Source organism: Pseudooceanicola sediminis (genome assembly GCF_003575965.1).
Lineage (GTDB): Bacteria > Pseudomonadota > Alphaproteobacteria > Rhodobacterales > Rhodobacteraceae > Pseudooceanicola > Pseudooceanicola sediminis.
Genome location: NZ_QWJJ01000004.1, coordinates 110874 through 130751 on the forward strand (window position 1 = coordinate 110874; position 19878 = coordinate 130751).

19 protein-coding genes and 2 tRNA genes are annotated in these 19878 nt (G+C 64.6%); 11 read left to right on the plus strand and 10 right to left on the minus strand.

The annotated features are described in order from the left end of the window. Positions 1–2: 2 nt before the first annotated feature. The 5 genes from DL237_RS05670 to DL237_RS05690 all read right to left on the minus strand — a co-directional run bounded on the left by DL237_RS05670 (position 3) and on the right by DL237_RS05690 (position 4679). Positions 3–1280, minus strand: coding sequence for a TRAP transporter large permease (locus tag DL237_RS05670; protein WP_119398074.1), 1278 nt, complete (start codon positions 1278–1280; stop codon positions 3–5). Further along, positions 1277–1855: a TRAP transporter small permease gene (locus DL237_RS05675; RefSeq protein WP_119398075.1), complete on the minus strand. Its 579-nt coding sequence runs from the start codon at positions 1853–1855 to the stop codon at positions 1277–1279. The genes DL237_RS05670 and DL237_RS05675 overlap by 4 nt, the downstream gene beginning before the upstream one ends. A gap of 152 nt (positions 1856–2007) precedes the next feature. Continuing rightward, positions 2008–2382, minus strand: a complete 375-nt coding sequence (locus tag DL237_RS05680) for a cupin domain-containing protein (protein ID WP_119398076.1) — start codon at positions 2380–2382, stop codon at positions 2008–2010. A 3-nt stretch (positions 2383–2385) separates the two neighbouring features. After that, positions 2386–3378: a TRAP transporter substrate-binding protein gene (locus DL237_RS05685; RefSeq protein WP_119398077.1), complete on the minus strand. Its 993-nt coding sequence runs from the start codon at positions 3376–3378 to the stop codon at positions 2386–2388. 350 nt (positions 3379–3728) lie between these two features. Then, complete coding sequence (locus DL237_RS05690; protein WP_119398078.1) at positions 3729–4679, minus strand: nucleoside hydrolase; 951 nt, start codon at positions 4677–4679, stop codon at positions 3729–3731. Positions 4680–4844: 165 nt separating this feature from the next. On the opposite strand from DL237_RS05690, the gene DL237_RS05695 reads away from it, so the two are divergent. The 9 genes from DL237_RS05695 (at position 4845) to DL237_RS05735 (ending at position 14062) form a co-directional block, all read left to right on the plus strand. Next, positions 4845–5819 carry an isopenicillin N synthase family dioxygenase gene (locus DL237_RS05695; RefSeq protein WP_233544882.1) on the plus strand — a complete coding sequence of 325 codons (975 nt, stop codon included), beginning with the start codon at positions 4845–4847 and terminating at the stop codon, positions 5817–5819. A gap of 49 nt (positions 5820–5868) precedes the next feature. Beyond that, positions 5869–6915 (plus strand): ABC transporter substrate-binding protein, encoded by a 1047-nt coding sequence (locus tag DL237_RS05700; protein WP_119398079.1) that lies wholly within the window; start codon positions 5869–5871, stop codon positions 6913–6915. A gap of 113 nt (positions 6916–7028) precedes the next feature. Continuing rightward, complete coding sequence (locus tag DL237_RS05705; protein WP_119398080.1) at positions 7029–8111, plus strand: ABC transporter ATP-binding protein; 1083 nt, start codon at positions 7029–7031, stop codon at positions 8109–8111. After that, on the plus strand, positions 8108–8947 hold the full coding sequence (locus DL237_RS05710; RefSeq protein ID WP_119398081.1) for an ABC transporter permease: 840 nt from the start codon (positions 8108–8110) through the stop codon (positions 8945–8947). Before DL237_RS05705 ends, DL237_RS05710 begins: the two co-directional genes overlap by 4 nt. Positions 8948–8950: 3 nt before the next feature. After that, positions 8951–9730, plus strand: a complete 780-nt coding sequence (locus DL237_RS05715; protein ID WP_199671987.1) for an ABC transporter permease — start codon at positions 8951–8953, stop codon at positions 9728–9730. Positions 9731–9734: 4 nt separating this feature from the next. Continuing rightward, positions 9735–10430, plus strand: coding sequence for a GntR family transcriptional regulator (locus DL237_RS05720; RefSeq protein WP_119398082.1), 696 nt, complete (start codon positions 9735–9737; stop codon positions 10428–10430). Then, positions 10423–11442, plus strand: a complete 1020-nt coding sequence (locus tag DL237_RS05725; RefSeq protein WP_119398083.1) for an NAD(P)-dependent oxidoreductase — start codon at positions 10423–10425, stop codon at positions 11440–11442. The genes DL237_RS05720 and DL237_RS05725 overlap by 8 nt, the downstream gene beginning before the upstream one ends. A 515-nt stretch (positions 11443–11957) precedes the next feature. Beyond that, on the plus strand, positions 11958–13208 hold the full coding sequence (locus DL237_RS05730; RefSeq protein ID WP_119398084.1) for a putative DNA modification/repair radical SAM protein: 1251 nt from the start codon (positions 11958–11960) through the stop codon (positions 13206–13208). Next, positions 13205–14062 carry a TIGR03915 family putative DNA repair protein gene (locus tag DL237_RS05735; protein ID WP_119398085.1) on the plus strand — a complete coding sequence of 286 codons (858 nt, stop codon included), beginning with the start codon at positions 13205–13207 and terminating at the stop codon, positions 14060–14062. The genes DL237_RS05730 and DL237_RS05735 overlap by 4 nt, the downstream gene beginning before the upstream one ends. Positions 14063–14383: 321 nt before the next feature. On the opposite strand, the gene DL237_RS05740 is transcribed toward DL237_RS05735, so the two are convergent. The 5 genes from DL237_RS05740 to DL237_RS05760 all read right to left on the minus strand — a co-directional run bounded on the left by DL237_RS05740 (position 14384) and on the right by DL237_RS05760 (position 17346). Then, positions 14384–14460: transfer RNA gene (locus tag DL237_RS05740), tRNA-Asp, on the minus strand. A 172-nt stretch (positions 14461–14632) separates the two neighbouring features. Next, positions 14633–14709: transfer RNA gene (locus DL237_RS05745), tRNA-Asp, on the minus strand. A gap of 135 nt (positions 14710–14844) precedes the next feature. Beyond that, on the minus strand, positions 14845–15438 hold the full coding sequence (locus tag DL237_RS05750) for a 3,4-dihydroxy-2-butanone-4-phosphate synthase (protein ID WP_158585590.1): 594 nt from the start codon (positions 15436–15438) through the stop codon (positions 14845–14847). Positions 15439–15456: 18 nt separating this feature from the next. Further along, on the minus strand, positions 15457–15948 hold the full coding sequence (locus tag DL237_RS05755) for a flavin reductase (RefSeq protein WP_119398087.1): 492 nt from the start codon (positions 15946–15948) through the stop codon (positions 15457–15459). Between the two features lie 93 nt (positions 15949–16041). After that, positions 16042–17346 carry an amidase gene (locus tag DL237_RS05760; protein ID WP_199671988.1) on the minus strand — a complete coding sequence of 435 codons (1305 nt, stop codon included), beginning with the start codon at positions 17344–17346 and terminating at the stop codon, positions 16042–16044. Positions 17347–17621: 275 nt separating this feature from the next. Here DL237_RS05760 and DL237_RS05765 point away from each other — a divergent pair, with 275 nt between their 5' ends. Together DL237_RS05765 and DL237_RS05770 are read left to right on the plus strand one after the other, a co-directional pair. Then, entirely contained in the window at positions 17622–18941 is a 1320-nt protein-coding gene (locus tag DL237_RS05765) for an ABC transporter substrate-binding protein (RefSeq protein ID WP_119398088.1), read from the plus strand. Between the two features lie 65 nt (positions 18942–19006). Next, a complete protein-coding gene (locus tag DL237_RS05770; protein WP_119398089.1) occupies positions 19007–19867 on the plus strand; it encodes an ABC transporter permease in 861 nt (286 codons plus the stop codon). Positions 19868–19878 lie beyond the last annotated feature (11 nt).

Below are 19878 nucleotides of genomic sequence, written 5' to 3' on the forward strand. Positions count from 1 at the left end.
GGTTAACCTCCGAAAAATGCAGGCAGGGACAGGGTCAGAAACGGCACGAAGGCGATCAGACCCAGCACGATCAGGCAGATGCCGATCATCGGCAGAATGGCACGGGCGACCTTTTCCAGCGGCTGCTTGCCGATGGCCGCGACGATGAACAGGCACAGCCCCACCGGCGGCGTGATCATCCCGATCATCAGGTTAAGCACGACCATCACGCCGAACTGCACCGCGTTGATCTCCAGCAGCGGAAACACCTCGTTCAGGATCGGCATCGCCAGCACCAGCGCCGCCAGCGGCTCCAGGAACAGCCCCAGAACCAGCAGAACCATGTTCAGCAGCAGGATCAGGATCCAGGGTTGTTCGCTGATGCTGCGCATCCCCAACGCGATGGCCCGCGGGATATTCTCGATCCCCAGAATGAATGCGGTCATCGAGGCCATGGCGACGATCAGCATCACGCCTGCCGTCATCGTCGCCGTGTCATAAAAGGCCTGCGCGATCTTCGACCCCGACAGCGTGCGATACAGCACCCCCCCGATCAGCAGCGCATACAGTGCCGCCACCGCCGCCGCCTCGGTCGGGGTGAACACGCCCGACCGGATGCCGCCGACGATGATCACCGGCAGGAACAAGGCAGGCAGCGCCTTGACCGCCAGCCCGACCCGCTCATTCTTCGGAATCGGTGCTGGGATCGGGTGGTCCTCGACCCGCGCGCGCCACAGCGCATACAGGATCAGCAGACCACACAGCAGAAAGGCCGGTACGATCCCCGCAAGGAACAGATCGGAAATCGAGGTGCCGGTCAGCACGCCATACAGGATCAGCGACAGCGACGGCGGCACCAGCGGCCCCAGGATCGACCCCGTGGCGGTCAGGGCGGCGGCGTACTCGGGACGGTATCCATCCTTGGCCATCGCCGGGATCATCACCGACCCGATGGCCGAGGCTTCGGCCGTGGCCGCGCCCGACACCCCGGAAAACATCATGGACGAGACGACATTGACCACCGCCAGCCCGCCCTTGACCCGGCCCACCAGCATCTGCGCGAACCGCACGATCTGGCGCGTCAGGTTGGCCGAATTCATCAGGTTGCCCGCCAGGATGAAGAACGGGATGGTCAGCAATACGAAACTGTCGATCCCGGCGATCATCTTTTGCGGAAAGCCGATCATCAGCTGCCACTGATCGTTGATCAGCAGATAGGCGACCGAGGCCAGCCCGAGGGAAAAGGCAATCGGCACACCGACGATCATGAAGACCACGAAGGCCACGAGATAGAGGGTCATTCCGCCAGCTCCGTTTCAGTGCGCATCAGGATGTCGCCCAGCGTGTCGCCGCTGGAAATCGCACGCAGGCACAGCACCAGATCCCCGATCAGGCGCAGCGCCAGCAGGCCCATTCCGACCGGCAGCGCCACGTAGACCCAGAAGGTGCCCGGCGCCTCGGGCGCATTGGCGCCGAAAAGATCCTCGAGGATGAACCGGATCGCCGGGATCGTCGCGCGCCCCGCCATGTCGGCAAACCGCCATCCATAATAGACCAGCAGCAGGCACAGGATCAGCGACAGCAGCGCCGTCACACTCGCCAGAACCAGCGCGGGCACCCGCGCCATGCGCACCGACAGAAACGTCAGCGACGCCACCTCGCCCCGCTCAAACGCCAGCGGAACGGCCAGAAAGGCCAGCCAGATCAGCAGGTAACGGCAGACTTCCTCGGCCCAGAGCAGGGATGCGCTGAACCCGTAGCGCAACACGATCTGCACGATCATGATCACCAGCAAGGCCCCGACGATGGTGACCAGCAGACCCCGCAGCGCCCTGCGAAATGGCCGTTGGAGAGAGGAAAATGTCATCGCACTCATTCGATGTCTCCTGTCGCGCCCACGCCCCGGTGCGGGCTGCGGGCAACAGTGTTTGCGGCGACCGGCCCAAGGGGCGCGGTCACTGGATCACTGACGTGGTATTTCGGGGGGGGACCGGCGACAGCGTCGCGCCGCCGGTCGCTCAGCCTGCCTCAGCCGTTCTGAAAGTCGGGCTCCTGGTAGGCGGTCAGGTGCAGATAGTCGTCGCGCGTTGGCGCAAAGACATCCAGATTGATCGCGGTCTCATCGCCCACGACCTCACCGCAATGCACCACGTCGGGGGGAATGCGCACCACCTCGCCCGCGCCGACCTCGACGACATCGTCACCGATTTCGAAACGGACCCGACCCGACAGGATATAGGCCAGCTGCTCGAACGGGTGCGAATGGGGTTTCTTCTCCATTCCCGGCTGCAACCAGTTCATCACCATCAGCGCCCCCTCGCCGCGAAACGCGGTGCGCGACACGCCCTCGCGGACCTCCTCGCGCGGCAGGCTTTCCCAGCGGTAGACGTTCGGCGTGCCCATCCCTCAGTTCCCCGCCCGAAAGGCATCGACAAAGCGCGCGACCATCGGGTCCTTCTCCACCCAGTCGTCAACGACCGAGGCCGTCCTGGCCTGCATCACATCCAGGTCAGACAGTTCGTTGATGGTGACGCCCTGATCCTTGAGAAAGGCTATCGTGTCGGCCTCCTGCTCGGCGGCCAGCGCATAGGCTTCGGTCGTTGTCTCGCGCCCCGCTTCGGCCACGGCGGCCTTGTCGGCATCGCTCAGACTGTCCCAGGTCGCCCCGGACAACATGATCACGCCCGGCCAGAAATACTGGCCCGTCAGCGTCACCTGATCGGCGGCGTCATACAGGCTTTCGGACTGGATCGAGGACAGGTTGATCTCGACCGCGTCGATCGTGCCGGTTTCCAGCGCCGAATAGACCTCGCCATAGGCCATACCGACAGGGTTGACGCCAATCGCCTCCCAGATCGCCTTGTGCAGCGGGATCGGCACGATGCGGGTCTTCAGCCCGGCGAACTTGGCGGTTTCCGTCACCGGATCGCCGGCGGACAGGAAATGCCGCTGACCGGCCTCTACGAACCCGACACCCTTGATCGACTTGTCGTCCAGTGTCGCCAGCAGTTCATCCCCCAGATCCGAGGTCAGAACCTCGGACAACTGACCATAGCTCGACACGACAAAGGGCATCTGCAACGCATCGAACCCCGACGCCCCCAACACCAGTGGCAAGGTCGGGGCCGACACCAGCGCCCCATTGATCAGCCCGATCTGAAGACCTTCCAGCAGTTGCTTGTCGTCGCCCAGCTGCCGGTCGCCGTAAACTTCGACCGCGACATTGCCGTTGGTCTTTTCCGCCACCTTGGCCGCGAACATCTCAAGCCCGGTCTGAAAGATGTGCTTGGACGAGGCCGCGTGCCCCATCTTGATCGTCACCTCCTGCGCCGTCGCCGCCAGTGGCAGCGCAAAGGCAATTGCCGTCGTCAAAGCCGTACTCAGGAAAAAATGTTTCATCTCAGGGCCTCCCCTCCCTTGGTCAGATGGCCGTGTTTCACTCCTCAAAACACGCTATACGATAATGAAACAGCGCGTGGCGCCGTGTCAATTGACCTGATGTCGTGGTGGAGAATTTTTGCTGAAAGGGAACCTCAACAAATTGATTTAACTATGGAAAAATGAAATCAGGAACGACAACGCCGGAGTGTTATGCCGATCGCGCATGCGCATGAACACCCGCATGACGTGCGTTCTGTTTCGCTCCTCGAACGCCGCCGCGCAGCGTACGCAGAGCGAAACCAACGCTACCGCGAAAACCGATCCTGATTCGTCAAAGGCCTGGCGCAGCGAAACCGCCGCGACGCCCCTCAGTGCGGCGCGCGCAGGCGCAGCAGCGCGGTCTCGATCCGGCGGTACAGCTCGGCCGGATCGGTGCAGCCGTTCAGCCACAGGCAGTTGTCCGGCTTGCCCGTCTGGCGCAGCCAGTCCACCACCGTCATGCCCGTGGTCAACTCGCCCGCGCATTCCACATCGACCGGGCACAGCCGCCCCTCGAACAGCTCGGGCCAGATCAGCGCGGCCACGGCCACCGCATCATGCAGTGGGCGCGACGCTGTGCCGTACTTGGCATTTCCGTAGCGTTCAAAGAATTCCATCATCCCCGCACAGGCCAGCATCACCTCGCCGCCATGCGCCGCAAGGGTCGCGGACCAGTTCACCGGCGCACATGCCGCATGGGTGCAATCCAGCGGCACCGCCGTCACCGGCACCCCTGCCCCCAGCACGATCCGCGCCGCCTCGGGATCGACCAATATATTGTACTCGGCGGCGGGGGTCATGTTGCCGCCCTCGAAATAGCCCCCGCCCATAAAGACGATCCGCGCGATATTATCGACCATCTCCGGGGCCCGCCGCAGCGCCATCGCGATGTTTGTCTGCGGGCCAAGCACGATCAGCGTCACAGGCTCGGGGTGGCCCATGACGGTCCGCACCAGGAAATCCACCGCATGACCCTCGGCAGGCCCCTGTCGCGCCGGGGCCCAATCCCAGCCATCAATGCCGGTGTCGCCGTGGATCTCGGGCACCGGGCGCGGCGCGCGCAGCAGCGGCCGCGGCGCACCGGCGTGCACGGCCAGATCGCCATGCCCGGCCAGCTCGACGATACGGCGCGCGTTGTCGGTGGTCTGCGCCAGCCCCATGTTGCCCGCAACCGTGGTCAGACCCAGCACCTCCAGCTCGGGCGCGCCCAGTGCCAGCAGAATCGCGAATGCGTCATCCTGGCCAGGGTCTGTATCTATGATGACTGGGGTTCGCGGCATTCGATGCTTCCTTTTCCTGTGGTGCAGCCCCGAATGATGAGTCTGCGCTTCAATTTTGTGCGTCACGCTGTGGGGAACAGATTTTTTTCCGGCCAGGCGGAAAACAACACTTCCCTCACGGCACTTGATCGGTTCTGTATACAATATGCAAACAAGAGGTGCAGTGTGAAAGGTGAATTCGACAACATTCCGATCGTGGACCTTTCCGGGCTCGCAAATGAGGCATCGGACACGGCAAGAGCGGCTTCCGTCGCCGCATTGAAGGCGGCGCTTGAGACTTCGGGCTTTGCCTACCTGTCCAATCATGGCGTCCCCGAGGATCTGGTGGAACGCATGCGGCAGATGAACATGGCCGTTCATGCCCTGCCCGACGTTGAAAAGGAAAAGCTCAAGATCAACGACTTCCACCGTGGCTACATGCCGATGTCGACGTCGACGATCGTCACGTCGTCGGTGGCCAAGGTGACCAAGCCGAACCAGTCCGAAAGCCTGATGGTCATGCACGAGGTCCCCGAGGGGGCCCCCCATGCCGGCGAACCGCTGCAAGGCCCGAACCAGTTTCCAGAAAGCCTGCCGCAGGTCCGCGAAACCGCACTGGCCTACATGGCGGAAATGACCAAGCTGGGTGAACGCATCGCCGGCGGCCTGGCCGAGGCGCTTGGCCTGCCCCGCGACTGGTTCGAACAGCATTTCCAGGACCCGACCCTGTTCCTGCGCCTGCTGCACTATCCCGAACAGAAGGACGAGGAAGAGCTGTTCGGCTCTGCCCCCCATACCGACTATGGTTTCGTGACCCTGCTCAAGCAGGACAACGTCGGCGGGCTAGAGGTGCGCAACAAGCGGGGAGAATGGATTCCCGCGCCGCCGATCGAAAACACCTTCGTGATGAACGTCGGTGACATTCTGGCGAAATGGTCGAACGGGCGCTTTGTCTCCACGCCCCACCGGGTCAAGAACCTCAGCCGACGCGACCGCTATTCGCAGCCCTTCTTCTATGATCCCTCGATGCGCGCGCTGGTGGAATGCCCGCCTGCCATGCTCGATGCGGGCGAAAAACCGCAGATGAAACCGGTTCTTTACGGTGACTATCTGCTGGAACGGCTCAACAAGAACTACGACTACCGCAAAAAAACGTCCTGAGGGCCTGTCAGGCACCAACACGGCACCAAACAGCAGGGAAACCAGATACATGAACGACCTCAACCGTCGCCACATGCTCAAGGCGCTTGTCGCCCTGGGCGGCGCGTCCATCCTCAACGTGCCTGCCGTCTATGCGCAGGCCGAAAACCTCGTCATCACGACCTATGGCGGCAGTTGGGAAAAATTCTGGCGCGACACGCTGATTCCCGGCTTTACCGCCGACACCGGCATCGACCCGACGCTCGATATCGGGTTGGGGCGCACCTACATGACCAACCTGCGCGCCGCCGGTGTCGACAACCCGCCCTACAGCTGCCTGATGACGAACGAGATCTACGCCACCGTCCTGCGCTCCGAGGGGTATTTCGAGGAACTCGATCTCTCCAAGCTGCCGAACTATGCCGATCTCTACCCGGTCGCGACCACTGCGTCGGATGGCTGGGCGGCTGTTGGCCTGATCTCTCCCATCGGGCTGGGCTATCGCACCGACATGGTCTCGACCCCGCCGACCTCCTGGAAGGATCTCTGGGAAAACCCCGAGTTCAAGGGCCGCATCGGTCTCTACAACATCAAGAACTCCGCCGGTAAGATGTTCCTGATGCTGACCTCGATGATGTACGGCAAGGGCATGGACGATCTCGACACCGGGTTCGAAATGCTCAAGGAACTCGGCCCCGTCTACCAGACCGACTTCAACATGAGCACGGCGATGGCCACCGGCGAAATCGCCATCGCGCCCTTCGACTTCGGTGAAATCGCCCGGCTGCGCAACCAGGGCCTGCCCGTCGATTGCACCATCCCCGCCGAGGGGCTGATGATGTGGGACCAGACCTTCAACATCTGCAAGAACACCCCGGCGCGCGATGCCGCCTACCAATACCTCAACTTCGTCCTCGGACCGGTCGGTCAGGATCTGCTGATGCGCGAATTCTTCGTCTCGCCCGTCAACAAGACCGTGACCGTCCCCGAGGAACTGGCGCGTGACGTTCCCGTCTCCGGTGCCGCGATGGATCAGTTCATCGCATGGGACTGGGACCTGATGAACGACAACGCCGAAGAAATCGCACGTCGCTGGAACGAGATCTTCGGCGCGTAACCCCCGTTACCTCCCCGACTTCCCGTCCTGCCGCGCGCAGGACGGGATTTTTTTCCAGGTTCGGCCTGCCTTTCACTGGGGCGGGCTTTTCATCCAAGAACGGCCCCCACCCCATGACCGAAGTCTCCCTCCGCTCTCTCCAGAAACTCTACGGCAAGACCGCGGCCCTCAAGGCGATCTCGCTCGACGTCACGCACGGAGAATTCGTGTCGCTGCTCGGCCCCTCCGGCTGCGGCAAGTCCACCACCCTGAAATGTATCGCCGGGTTCGAAGATATCACCGACGGCCGCATATGCTTCGACAACAAGGATATCTCGCGCAAACTGCCCGAGGATCGCGACATCGGCATGGTGTTTCAATCCTACGCGCTGTTTCCCCACATGACCGTGACGCAGAACCTCGCCTTCGGGCTCGAGATGCGCCGTGTCCCCAAGGCCGACATCGCCCGCCGCGTCGCCAGCGCGATGGAGATGGTCCAGCTCACCCCCTATGCCGACCGCTATCCAAAGGCGCTGTCGGGCGGACAGCAGCAACGCGTCGCCCTGGCCCGCGCCCTTGTCATCGAACCCGCGATCCTGTTGCTTGATGAACCCCTCGCCAACCTCGACGCAAAGCTGCGCGACGAAATGCGCGGCTTTATCCGCGACCTGCAAAAACGCGTCGGCATCACGACGATCTACGTCACCCACGACCAGAACGAGGCGATGACCATGTCCGACCGCGTCGTCGTCATGTTCGACGGTGAAATCGCGCAGGCCGCCGCCCCCGAAGACGTCTACAACCGCCCCGCCTCCGAACGTGTCGCGCGCTTTGTCGGCAATGCCAATATCCTCGACCTGCCCGTCGCCGGGGCAGATGCGCAGGGCACCACCGTCACCCTGCCGGGCGGCACCCCCCTGCACATCGCGCCCTGCGCGGCACCGGCACGCGCCGGGGCACCGGATCGTCTGCGCGTGATGGCCCGCCCGGAACAGATCACCCTGACCGGCCCCGGCCTCGGCCAGCTGCCCGGCCGCATCGAAAAGCGCTATTTCAGCGGCGGTCACGTCGAATACACCGTCGCCACCGAGTGCGGCGCCCTCTTCGTCACCGGCCCCACCACGCAGCACGTCTCCGAAGGCGACACCGTCGGGCTGTCCTTCGACCCGGCCCGCCTCTGGCCCCTGCCCGATCCCGCACCGGAGCGCGCCCAATGAAACGGTTCCGCGCCTCTCTTCTCATCGCCCCCGTTGCGGCGCTGATCTTCGTCTTCGTGATCCTGCCCTACGTCACCGTCCTGATCATGAGCTTTCGGGCCACCGCCGACGGTCAGCCCTATGGCCAGGGCTTCAGCGTTGAGGGCTACCAACAGTTCTTCAGCCAGCCCTACTACGCGCTGTCGCTGCCCTCGTCCCTTGCGCTCGGGATGGCGACGACACTGGTCTGCCTGATCCTGGGCTATCCCATCGCCCTGCACATCGCGACCGCGTCGCGAAAATGGCGTGGCCTGCTCTATGGCATCGTGCTTTCGCCGCTTCTGGTCGGCATCGTGGTGCGCAGCTACGGCTGGACCATCCTGCTGGGCAACTCCGGCGTCATCAATGCCACCCTGCGCAACCTCGGCCTGATCGACCGGCCACTGCCACTCATGTACAACAACTTCGGCGTTGTCCTCGCCCTGGCGCATGTGTTCCTGCCGTTCATGGTGCTGCCGCTGCTGTCCTCGCTCCAGTCCATCGACCCCGCCATTGCACAGGCCGCGCGGTCCCTGGGCGCGCGCCGCTTCACCATCTTCCGCCGCGTGACCTTTCCGGTTTCCATGCCGGGCGTGCAGGCGGGCTGCATCCTTGTCTTCGTGCTGGCGATCTCCTCCTATGTCACGCCGTCGCTTGTCGGCGGGATGCGCGTCAAGACCACGACCCTGCTGGTCATCGACGCCCTGATCGACCAGTACCAATGGCCGTTCGGCTCGGCCATGGCGCTGATCCTGGCCGTCAGCGCCGGACTCGTCGTGCTGATCTTCGCCCGCCTGACCCGCATGAAGTGGACCTGAGAGATGCGTATCGCCACCCCCCTGCTCGCCGTCTTCCGCACGCTGGTCTACGTCTTCCTGCTGGCGCCCATCCTCGTCGTGGTCCTCGCCTCGCTCAACGCGGGCAACTTCCTGACGTTTCCGCCACAGGGCCTCAGCCTGCGCTGGTTCTGGACCTTCCTGAACAACGACATCTTCCTCAACGCCATCGCCTATTCCGCAACCCTCGCCGCCTGCGCCACCGCCGTTTCGCTGGTGCTGGGCACCATGGCCTCGCTCTACTTCACCCGCCACGCCGGCAAGCACGCCGAGGCCGTGCGCATCGGCGTCCTGCTGCCGCTGATCCTGCCGGAAATCCTGACCGCCATCGCCCTGCTGTTCTTCTTTTACGAAATCGGCGTCGGCACCGAACACAAGATCGCCCTGTTCACCGGTCACGTCCTGATGACCCTGCCGTTCATCTTCCTCAACGTGAACACCTCGCTTCAGGGGCGCGACGACTCCATCGAGCTGGCCGCGCGGACCCTCGGCGCCTCGCGCTATACCGCCTTCCGCCGCGTGACCCTGCCGCTGATCGCGCCGGGGCTTTCGACGGGGGCGGTCTTCGCGTTCATCATCAGCTTTGACACTTTCGGAATTTCCTTCATTCTCAAGGGCACCGGATCAGCCCCCCTGCCAATCCAGCTGTTCGACTACCTGCGTTTCAATTTCACCCCCGAGGCCGCCGCCGTGTCCACCGTCTCCATCCTGATGACCCTTGTTCTGGTGGTTGCCGCCGATCTGCTGTTCGGGCGGCGTGACTGACGCCATGGCCCAGCTTGATTCCCAGTTGAACCTGCGCCCCATCGGGCTCGAAGTGGCCGACCGTATGCAGGCCGCCATCGTGCGCGAAGCCTATCGCCCCGGCGAAAAGCTGGGCGAGGTCGAAATCTGCGCACAGTTCGGCGTGTCCCGCTCGCCCCTGCGCGAAGCGTTCCAGATCCTCGAAAACCGAGGCCTGGTCGAACGCCGCCCCCGCATCGGCACCCGCGTGACGGAAATGTCGGTCCAGACCCTGGACGAGATCACCCTCTGCCGCGCCCCGCTCGAAGCGGCCTGCTCGGGCCTTCTCGCGGCCCTGCCCGACCACGCCCGCGTCGCCACAGCGCTCGAGGTCGAGCTGGACGCGATGCGCGCCGCCCATGATCGCGGCGACCCCCTCGCCGGGTTCGAGGCGAACGTGCGCATGACCATGCTGTCGCACGACATGTGCGGCAATTCCGTGCTGGTGCGCCTGCTGCGCCAGCTCGATGTCTCGGCGCTGCGCTATCGCTATCGCGCCTATCGCCAGATGCCCGAAATGCTGTCCTCGATGATCGCCAGCAACGCCGGGATGGTGGCCGAAATCCGCGCCGGTCGCCCCGACGCCGCCCGCGACATCACCGAACAACTGGTCTGGCGCGCCTGGGAAACCACCCGTCAGCTTTTCATCGATTCCGAAAAGACCCGCCCTGAAAATGACTGATCAAACCGCCCTCCGTGCCGCTGCTGCAACCGCGTCCTCGCCCCATGATCCCGATCAGGCCGCCGGCCTTCACCACGACGGCGACCCCGGCCCGGACCGCGCCGTCGCGCCCCGTCCCGACATTCCCCTGCTTGGCTACATGATGGCATCGGTTCATGACCAGCTGCGCCCGCTGGGCACGCCGATCCCGCACGACCGGCTCGCCAGCTTGTCCCCCGACCGCCGCGCCGCCGTCACCTGTGCCGTAACCTCGGCCGTCAACGGGGCAGCGGCGGACCTGCTCGACCTGCTGCCCAACCTGCGGCGCATCGTGTCGGCCGGGGCGGGACGCGACCGTTTCGACCATGCCGGCCTGGCACGCCGCGGGATCGAGCTGTGCGATACCGGCGCGCTCGTCTCCTCCGACACCGCCGACATGGCCATCGCGCTGCTCTATGCGCTGGCCCGCGACATCCCGCGCGCCGACGCCCATGTCCGGTCGGGGCAATGGACCAACGCGCATTTTGGCCACCGCACCCGCGTGGCAGGCAAGACCGTCGGCGTCGTCGGGCTGGGGCGCATCGGCTGGCTGATCGCTCAGCGCCTCTCCGGGGCCGGGCTCAGCGTGCTCTATCATACCCGAGCCGCCCGCCCCGATGCCCCCTGGGCACATGAACCCGACCTTGCCGCGCTGGCCCGACGCGCCGATTTCCTGGTCCTGGCCGTGCCGGGCGGGGCGGCGACCACTGGCCTGATCGACGCTGCCATCCTGCGCGCCCTCGGGCCACGCGGATTTGTCGTCAATATCTCGCGCGGATCGGTGATCGACGAAGACGCGCTGATCAGCGCCCTTTCCGATGGCACGATCGCCGGGGCGGCGTTGGACGTGTTTCAATCAGAACCGACCCCCGATGCACGTTTTGCCACGCTGCCAAACGCCATCCTCACCCCGCATATTGCCGCCATCACCGAAGATTTCGCCGCCGAACTGGCCGCCGAAATCGCCCGCCTCGTGCGCCAGGCCCTGCCCTAATCCCTACTCTGCCCTGAACCCAGCCCTGCCCTGATCTGCGCCCTGAGCTGCCCCCGGCCCCAATCTGATCCCGGCCCCAATCTGATCCCGGCCCCAATCCGCTCCCGGCCCAACACCAAAGCCGTCCATGACCCGCCCCGCCTGACCTAAAGGCCCGGGGCTGGGCCGGGGCCTGTCCCCTCACCAGGTCCGGCCCCACACTGGCCGCTCGCCCGCCCCCTGGCCTGTCCCCCAAATGCCTCGGGCGCCCCGTCTGGCGCCCGCCCCAACCCTGTCGCACCGCGGCCAGGTTCGGCGCATCCGCCGCCGCCCCCTTGCGCTCGCTCATACATGTTCTATCTTTGTTCCAGCCGCGTTACTCGTCGCTTTGCAAATGGCCCTTGCAGGCTTTGCAAAGGCGCCGGGATGCACACGGGCGCACCGGCACCAGTGAAAACTGGCACCAGTGAAAACCGGCACCAGTGAAAACCGGGACCAGTGAAAACCGGGACCGGGCTAAAGAGAGGGATCATCGCGTGGCACAGCTCGACATCAGCCAGAAACTCACCATCCTCGCGGATGCGGCGAAATACGATGCGTCCTGCGCCTCCTCGGGGGCGAAAAAGCGCGACTCGCGCGATGGCACCGGCATCGGGTCGATCACCGGCGGCGGTGGGATCTGTCACGCCTATGCCCCCGACGGGCGCTGCATCAGCCTGCTCAAGATCCTGCTGACCAACAGCTGCATCTTCGATTGCCACTACTGCATCAACCGCCGCAGCTCCAACGTGCGCCGCGCCCGCTTTACCGCGCCCGAGGTCGTCGACCTCACCCTCAACTTCTATCGCCGCAACTACATCGAAGGGCTGTTCCTGTCCTCCGGCATCATCGCCAGCGCCAACTACACCATGGAACAGATCGTCGAGGTCGCGCGGTCCCTGCGCGAAGACCACGACTTTCGCGGCTACATCCACCTCAAGACCATTCCCAATGCCGACGCCGAACTGATCGCGCAGGCCGGGCGCTACGCCGACCGCGTCTCGATCAATGTCGAACTGCCCACCCGGCAGGGCCTCGAACGCCTTGCCCCGGAAAAATCCGAAACCCAGATCGAAGGCGCGATGGCCGACATGGCCACCGTGATCGAAGACGGCGCGGATGCCCGCAAACGCTACAAATCCGCGCCCCGTTATGCCCCCGCCGGCCAGTCGACGCAGATGATCATCGGGGCCGACGCTGCCAATGACCGCGACATCGTGCGTCGCGCCTCGGGCCTCTACACGCGGTTCAAGCTCAAGCGCGTCTATTACTCGGCCTTCAGCCCGATCCCCGATGCCTCCGCCGTGCTGCCACTGCAACGCCCGCCGATGCAGCGCGAACACCGGCTCTATCAATCCGACTGGCTGATCCGCTGCTACGATTTCTCTCTGGCCGAGGTCACATCGGTCGCCGATACCGCCACCGGAATGCTGCCGCTGGACATCGACCCGAAGCTGGCATGGGCGCTGAAATTCCGTGGACAGTTTCCCGTCGACGTGAACCGCGCCCCGCGCGAGATGCTGTTGCGTATCCCCGGCCTGGGGCCGACGGCCGTGAATCGCCTGCTCAAGGCGCGCCGCTATCGCAGCCTGCGCCTGGCCGACGTGGCCCGCGCCACGACCTCGGTCAAGAAACTGCGCCCCTTCATTATCTGCGAAGACTGGCGGCCCCTGGCGCTGACCGACAGCGCCGACCTCAAGGCGCTGATCACCCCGAAACCAAAGCAGATGGAGCTGTTTGCGGTATGACCCACCATGTCATCCGGCTCGACGCCCCGGACGATTTCGATGGCTGGCGCGACGCGGCACGCGCCCTGGCAGGCTCCGGCGTGCCCGCCGACCGTGTGCTCTGGCAGGTCGGGGATCAGCCCGCCGACCTGTTCGCCACGCCGCACCGCGCCCCGGTCGCTCCGATCTCGCCTTCCGCCGCCCGCCTGAACGTGCCGCGCGATTTCATCCAACTGGCGCGCAGCGTGGTGCTGCACCGCGACCCTGAGCGATTCTCGCTGCTTTACGCGCTGCTGCTGCGGGTGCTGCACCGGCCCGCGCTGATGCAGGACGCCACCGACCCGCTGCGTCGCCGGGTCGAGGGGCTGTCGCAGGCCGTCCGCCGCGACATGCACAAGATGCGGGCCTTTGTGCGCTTTCGCGAAATCACGATGCCGGGCCAGGACGGGGATGCGGCAGAGGGCCAGTCGCGCTTCGTCGCCTGGTTCGAACCCGACCACCACATCACCCGCACCAATGCCGCGTTTTTCGTCGGTCGCTTTGCGACGATGCACTGGTCGATCCTGACACCGGATGCCGCTATTCACTGGGACGGGACGACCCTGCGCCAAGGCCCGGGCGCCAGCGCCGCCGACGCCGCCCCCGGTGATCCGCTGGAAGAGGTCTGGAAGGCGTATTACAGCGCCATCTTCAACCCTGCCCGCCTGAACCCGCGCGCCATGCTCAGCGAGATGCCGATGAAATACTGGAAGAACTTGCCGGAGGCCGCCCTGATCCCCGACCTGATGGCGACGGCCCGCGCCCGCGAACTCGACATGATCGAGCGGTCACGCGCCGCACAGGGTCGCCACGGCACCGCCAAGGTGGGTCGCTAGCGGCTGCGCAGCCCAGACCAATTGCCGAGACAGGAGGGGCAGACCACACCTGCAAATGCCGTGCCGGACCGATCCCGCGGCGCGGCGTACGTTGCATTAACCCTGTCGCGCGGCGCAAACGCCCACCGTTCAGATACCGCCCGGATACCGACGCAGGCACCGACGTGCCAAATCGCGGTTTTCCTGAATTAACCTGTGAAAAGACCCCTGTTCGCGCCAACGCGCCGTGCGGCAATACCGACGTCGCAAAAACGCGTATTAACCAAGGTCTATCCTCGCCCCGGTGGGGCGTGTCACAGCTCGGATACCTTGGGGGGAAAGTGGCGCGGTTGACGGGGCTCGAACCCGCGACCCCCGGCGTGACAGGCCGGTACTCTAACCAACTGAGCTACAACCGCGCGTGAGGGGCGGAATAGACCGGGGCGGCGGGGGCGTCAATGCAAAAATGCCCCCCGAGGCGGGATCTTTTTGCGATCTTACGACGGGGCTTGCCGCTGCGCATCGGCGTGCCGCAACCGGCTGTCGAACATGAAAAAAGCGCCCCCGAAGGGGCGCTTCATATCACGGCAATGGCGCGGTTGACGGGGCTCGAACCCGCGACCCCCGGCGTGACAGGCCGGTACTCTAACCAACTGAGCTACAACCGCGCAGTTGCCGTGGAGCGCGTTCTATGGCGAGGGGTCGCAGCCGTCAAGCGGGAATTTCCCCCGTTGTGAAACTTCCTGCATCGGGGGCGCCCCCTTGCCCGCCAACCCATTGGAACGTGGCAGCTTTTTACCGTCTCAGACCAGCGGCGCAATGGTCATGGCATCAACACAGACCAGCCCATGCGCGGCGGCAAAGGCCCGCGCCTCGGTGTCGCTCGGCGTGGCGCCCTCGGCCCCGATCATCGAACATAGCGCCGCAACCGGGGGCAGCCCTGCGGCCCTCAGCAAGGCCAGCGCGCAGTCGGCCTGCCCCCTCGTGTCGCCTTCGCTGATCTGGGGAAAGATATGTCCCGGCGTAACAATCATGTCGCCGGTTTCACACTCGGTCGCCGCCCGGATCGTGCGTGCCCGGTCCGCCGAGGATATGCCCGTCTCGACGCCTTCGCGCGCCTCGATCGACACGGTATAAAGCGGCCGCTCTGCCGCGCCGCGCCGGGGCTGCAACGACAGCCCGAGCATCGCCGCCTTGCGTGGTGTCAGCGCCATGCCCAACAGGCCGCGCGCCTCGCGGGCCATGAAGTTCACGCTGCGCGGCGTGATCGCGCCGGCGGCCATCATCACCACCGGCCCGGCCCGTGTGCCCGCCAGCACGACCATGCGCCCCTCCACCAACGCATCACAGGCCGCGGACATCTCGTCAGTCAGCGCAATTTTGTGATGAAATTCCATGTATTGCAGCACCATGCGTCAGGCCCTCAGCTCATGAAAACGCCGCCCGAAATAGGCCGAGGCCGGGGCGCCCGCGTCCTGCACGATGCCCACCACTTCGCAAAACAGCACCTCATGCGTGCCGACCGCATGGCTATGGGTGATCAGGCAATCAAAGCTGACGACCGCCTGTTCCAGCACCGGTGCGCCGGTCACCGCCCGCCCCCAGGCCGCCGTCTCGAACCGCGCCTGCATCGGGGTCTTGCCACCGAACAGCATGGCCAGATCCTGATGCACCGGCCCCACCGTGTTCACGCACAGAACGTCATTTTCCAGAAACGCTGGGGCCGCCGACGAACTGCGGTTCAGGCACACCAGCAGCGTCGGCGGCGTATCGGTAACAGAACACACGGCCGACGCCGTGAACCCCGACCGCCCTGCGTCTCCGTCGGTGGTGACGATATTGACCGCCCCGGCGAGGCAGGCCATTCCGTCGCGAAAGGCCGTCTGGCTGACGTGGCTGTGGCGCATGTCATTTTCCCTGTTTGCGTCGCTATTCCAAAGACTAGGCGGGCCGTCCGATCCCGGCGACTGACGTTTCATGGCGGCAATGCTGAAAATTCCTCACCCCTCCAGGATGGCCTGCGTCGCCAGCCCCGCAATGGCCAGCGCGGTCCGGTCGGCGTAACGACGGGTAACGAACGACAGGCCCAGGGGCATCCCGTTCGGCCCTGTCAGGCCAGGCGCCGAGACGACCGGCACCTGCAACAGCGTCCACATCGAATTCATCGTCGCATCCCCGGTATAGTCCAGCCCCACCGGCGCCTCGCCACAGGCCGAGGGCGTCATGACCGCGTCAAAGCCCTGCGCGATCTCGTCAAAGGCGGCGCGGCAGGTGTCGGCATGGGCATAGGCCCAGCGGGCCTGGTCCGGCGTGATCTGGCGGGCGTTGCCCACCATGTCCAGAAACTGCGGATGCAGATCCGGGCACCGGCGGACCTCGTTCAGAAAGGCGCTGCGCCCCTCGCGCGCCAGGATGATCGAATGCGCGGCGTGCAGGTCATTGAAAATCGACGGCAATTCCAGCTCGACCACCTGCGCGCCCTGCCCGCGCAGAAACGTCGCGCCGCGCCCCAGGGCGTCGCGCATGGCAGGCTCGGTCGCGTCCCAGACCGGCGTGCGGCACAGGGCGATACGCAGCCCCTCGAGGCTGTCAGGTGTCGGCGCCGCATCCAGGTCAAAGACATCTGCCAGCAACTCCAGATCGCCAATGTCCCGGGCATACAGGCCCAGCGTGTCGCAGGTCAGCGAATAGACCTTCAGCCCCTCGCGCGAGATCACGTTCCACGTCGGCTTCCATCCGAAAATGCCGTTGAACGAGGCCGGCCGTATGGTCGACCCGCCGGTCTGCGTACCAAGGGCAACCGCGCACATTCCCGCCGCCACGGCCGCCGCCGACCCCGAGGAGGACCCCCCCGGCGTGCGTGTCGGGTCATGCGGATTGCGCGTCTTGCCGCCCCGCTGACCAGCGGCGAATTCGGTGGTCACCGTCTTGCCCACGATCAGCGCCCCGGCGGCACGCAGGGTGTCGACACAGGCGGCATCGACGCCGGGGCGCACGCCTTCGTATCGCCGTGTGTTATGGGCCGTCGGCATGTCGTGCGTCGCGATCACGTCCTTGACGCCAACCGTTACGCCGGCCAGCGGTCCGCGACTCCCGGCACTGTCGATCGCCGCCGCCTGCGCGCGCAACAGACCGGCGTCAAAATAGTCAAAGGCCTGCACATCCGGCTCGCGGTGCTCAATGGCGGCGATGGTCGCCTCGGCGATGTCGGCGGCGCTGTGGCGCCCCTCGGCCACGGCGCGGACGATGGCGCCCGCAGTCATGGACAAGGGGTTCGGGCTGTCAAACTGGTGTTCGGAGTTCATCGGGGGCCTCTGCGGTACGGGTCGCTGCCACCTAAACAGCATCTGCGTTTCGCTGCACCGCAGCTTTCCTCAGCCTCTGCGTGAGTTTTCTTCAATTGCCCGATCGCGCCTGCCTCCGCGACACTTTTGACAGGGGCGCCCAGACGCCACCCAATCCGCACGACCAACAGAAGCGATAGCGCATCAAGGACCCGGACCCCCACGAAATGCCGCTCAGGCACATGGGCAGGTCGCAAAAATGGGCCGTGCGCCACTCACGTCCGCAGGAGGGATGTATGACACCCAAGACACCGAAAGACGCCAGCACCACCGCCCCCGGCACCACGCCGGCACCGACCGGCCTGTCGCGCCGTGCCTTGCTGAAAACCGGTGCGGCCGCCGGTGCCGCCAGCCTGTTCCCCGCGCCGATGCTCTGGGCGCAGAACATCAAGGACGTCAAGATCGTCCACGCCGGGCAAAGCTATTCGACCATCCCCAATATCGCGGAACAGGCGAACAAGGACCTCGGCTTCACGGTCGAGATGCAGACGCTGGACCAGACCACCCAGACCAACCGCATGTTGACCCAGCCGGACACGCTGGACGTGGTCGACGTGCCCAACACCTCGATGAAATACTTTCTGGGCCGTGACATCCTGATGCCGCTGGCAGTCAAGGATTACAAATGGTGGGACAAGACCGTGCCGCTGTTCACGCAAGGCACCTATCCCAACGGCGAAGCCTATTCGATGCAGGGCTATGCGCCGATCAAGGCGCAATACTATACCTCTGAAAAGGCCAAGGAATACTCGCTCACCCCGACCGAATGGCTGGTCGGCGTGCCGCTTTACTATAACGCCGACACCATCGGCATCCGCCCCGATCTGATCGACCGCCCGATCGAAAGCTGGGCCGATCTGCTCAGTTCCGATTTCAACGGCAAGGTCGCCTTGCAGGATGGTGTGGCAGTCGGTGTCCCCGACGCCGCCATGGCGCTGGAGGCCATGGGCGATGTCACCTACGTCGACAAGGGGAACATGACCAAGGAGGAGATCGACGCCACCATCGACAAGCTGATCGCCTACAAGAAGGACGGCCATTTCCGCAGTTTCTGGACCACGTTCGAGCAATCCGTGCAGCTGATGGCCTCGGGCGAGGTCGTGCTTGAATCGATGTGGGCCCCTGCCGTCACCGAGGTCCGCACCCGCGGGATCGAATGCAAGTACAACGGCATGAAGGAAGGCTATCGCGGCTGGTACATCATGATGATGGGCATGAGCCACCTCGACGGCCTGCAACGCGACTGCGCCATCGAATACATGAACTGGTACAACTCCGGCTGGGTTGGCGCCTTCATCTCGCGCCAGGGCTTCTACAACTCGGTGCCCGAAAACGTGCAGCCGATGATGACCGAGAACGAATACGGCTACTGGTACGAGGGCAAGGCGGCAACCGACGACATCCTCAACCCCTTCGGCAAGGTGATGGAAACGGCAGGCGCCGTGCGCGATGGCGGCGCCCTGTGGGACCGGATGGGCAATATCGGCATCTGGAACTCGCTGATGGACGAAGACCGCTACCTTGTGCGGCGTTGGCAGGATTTCATCGCAGCGTGATCCCGCACCCCGGCTGCGGCGCAGGGCGTGCCGCGGCCACCCCGGCCCTTACACAGAGGCTATTCATGAAGCTCAATCCCAAAGCCGTATCGCTGCTTCAGGTCGCGCCGATGGGGATCATCTTTACCGCCATGGTGCTGGTGCCCCTGCTGATCATCATCGTCGTCAGCTTTCTGGACTACGATTTTGCCCGCGTCTTTCCCGAGATATATCTCGGGTCGTGGCAGGACGTGCTGACCTCGCAACTGACCCTCGATCTGTATGAAACGACGTTCAAGTTCGTCGCCATCGTCTGGGTGATCACCTTTTCCCTGGGCTTCTCCATTGCCTATTTCCTGGTCTTCCATGTCCGCACCCTGCAAATCCGTCTGATGCTGCTGGCGGCCATCGCCATCCCGTTCTGGACCTCCGGACCGATCCGCGCGGTTGCCTGGGTGCCGCTGCTGGGGCGCGAGGGTCTGGTCAACCAGGCGCTGCTCGGCCTGGGCATCGTCGATCAGCCCGTTGCCTGGCTGATGTATTCCGAATTCGCCATCCTGGTCGCCTATATCCACCTGCTGACCATGCCGATGGTGATCACCATCTCGAACTCGATGATGAAGATCCCCGGCTCGATCATCCAGGCTGCGCAGGACGCCGGGGCCTCGGAATTCCAGATCATCCGAGAGATCATCCTGCCGCTGGCCCGCCCGGGCATTGCCATCGGCACGATCTTTGTCGTGACGGCGGTGATGGGCGATTTCTTCATCGTCAAGACCATGTCCGGCGGTCAGGTCAACACCGCCACCATGGCCATCGTGACCGAACTGAACGCCTTTCAGTACCCCCCCGCCGCCGCGAAATCCGTGCTGATGCTGGCCATCGTGCTGGGCCTCGTGGCGCTGTTGCTGCGCTTTGCCGACATTCGCAAAGAACTGACGAAATAAGGAAGGGTCCG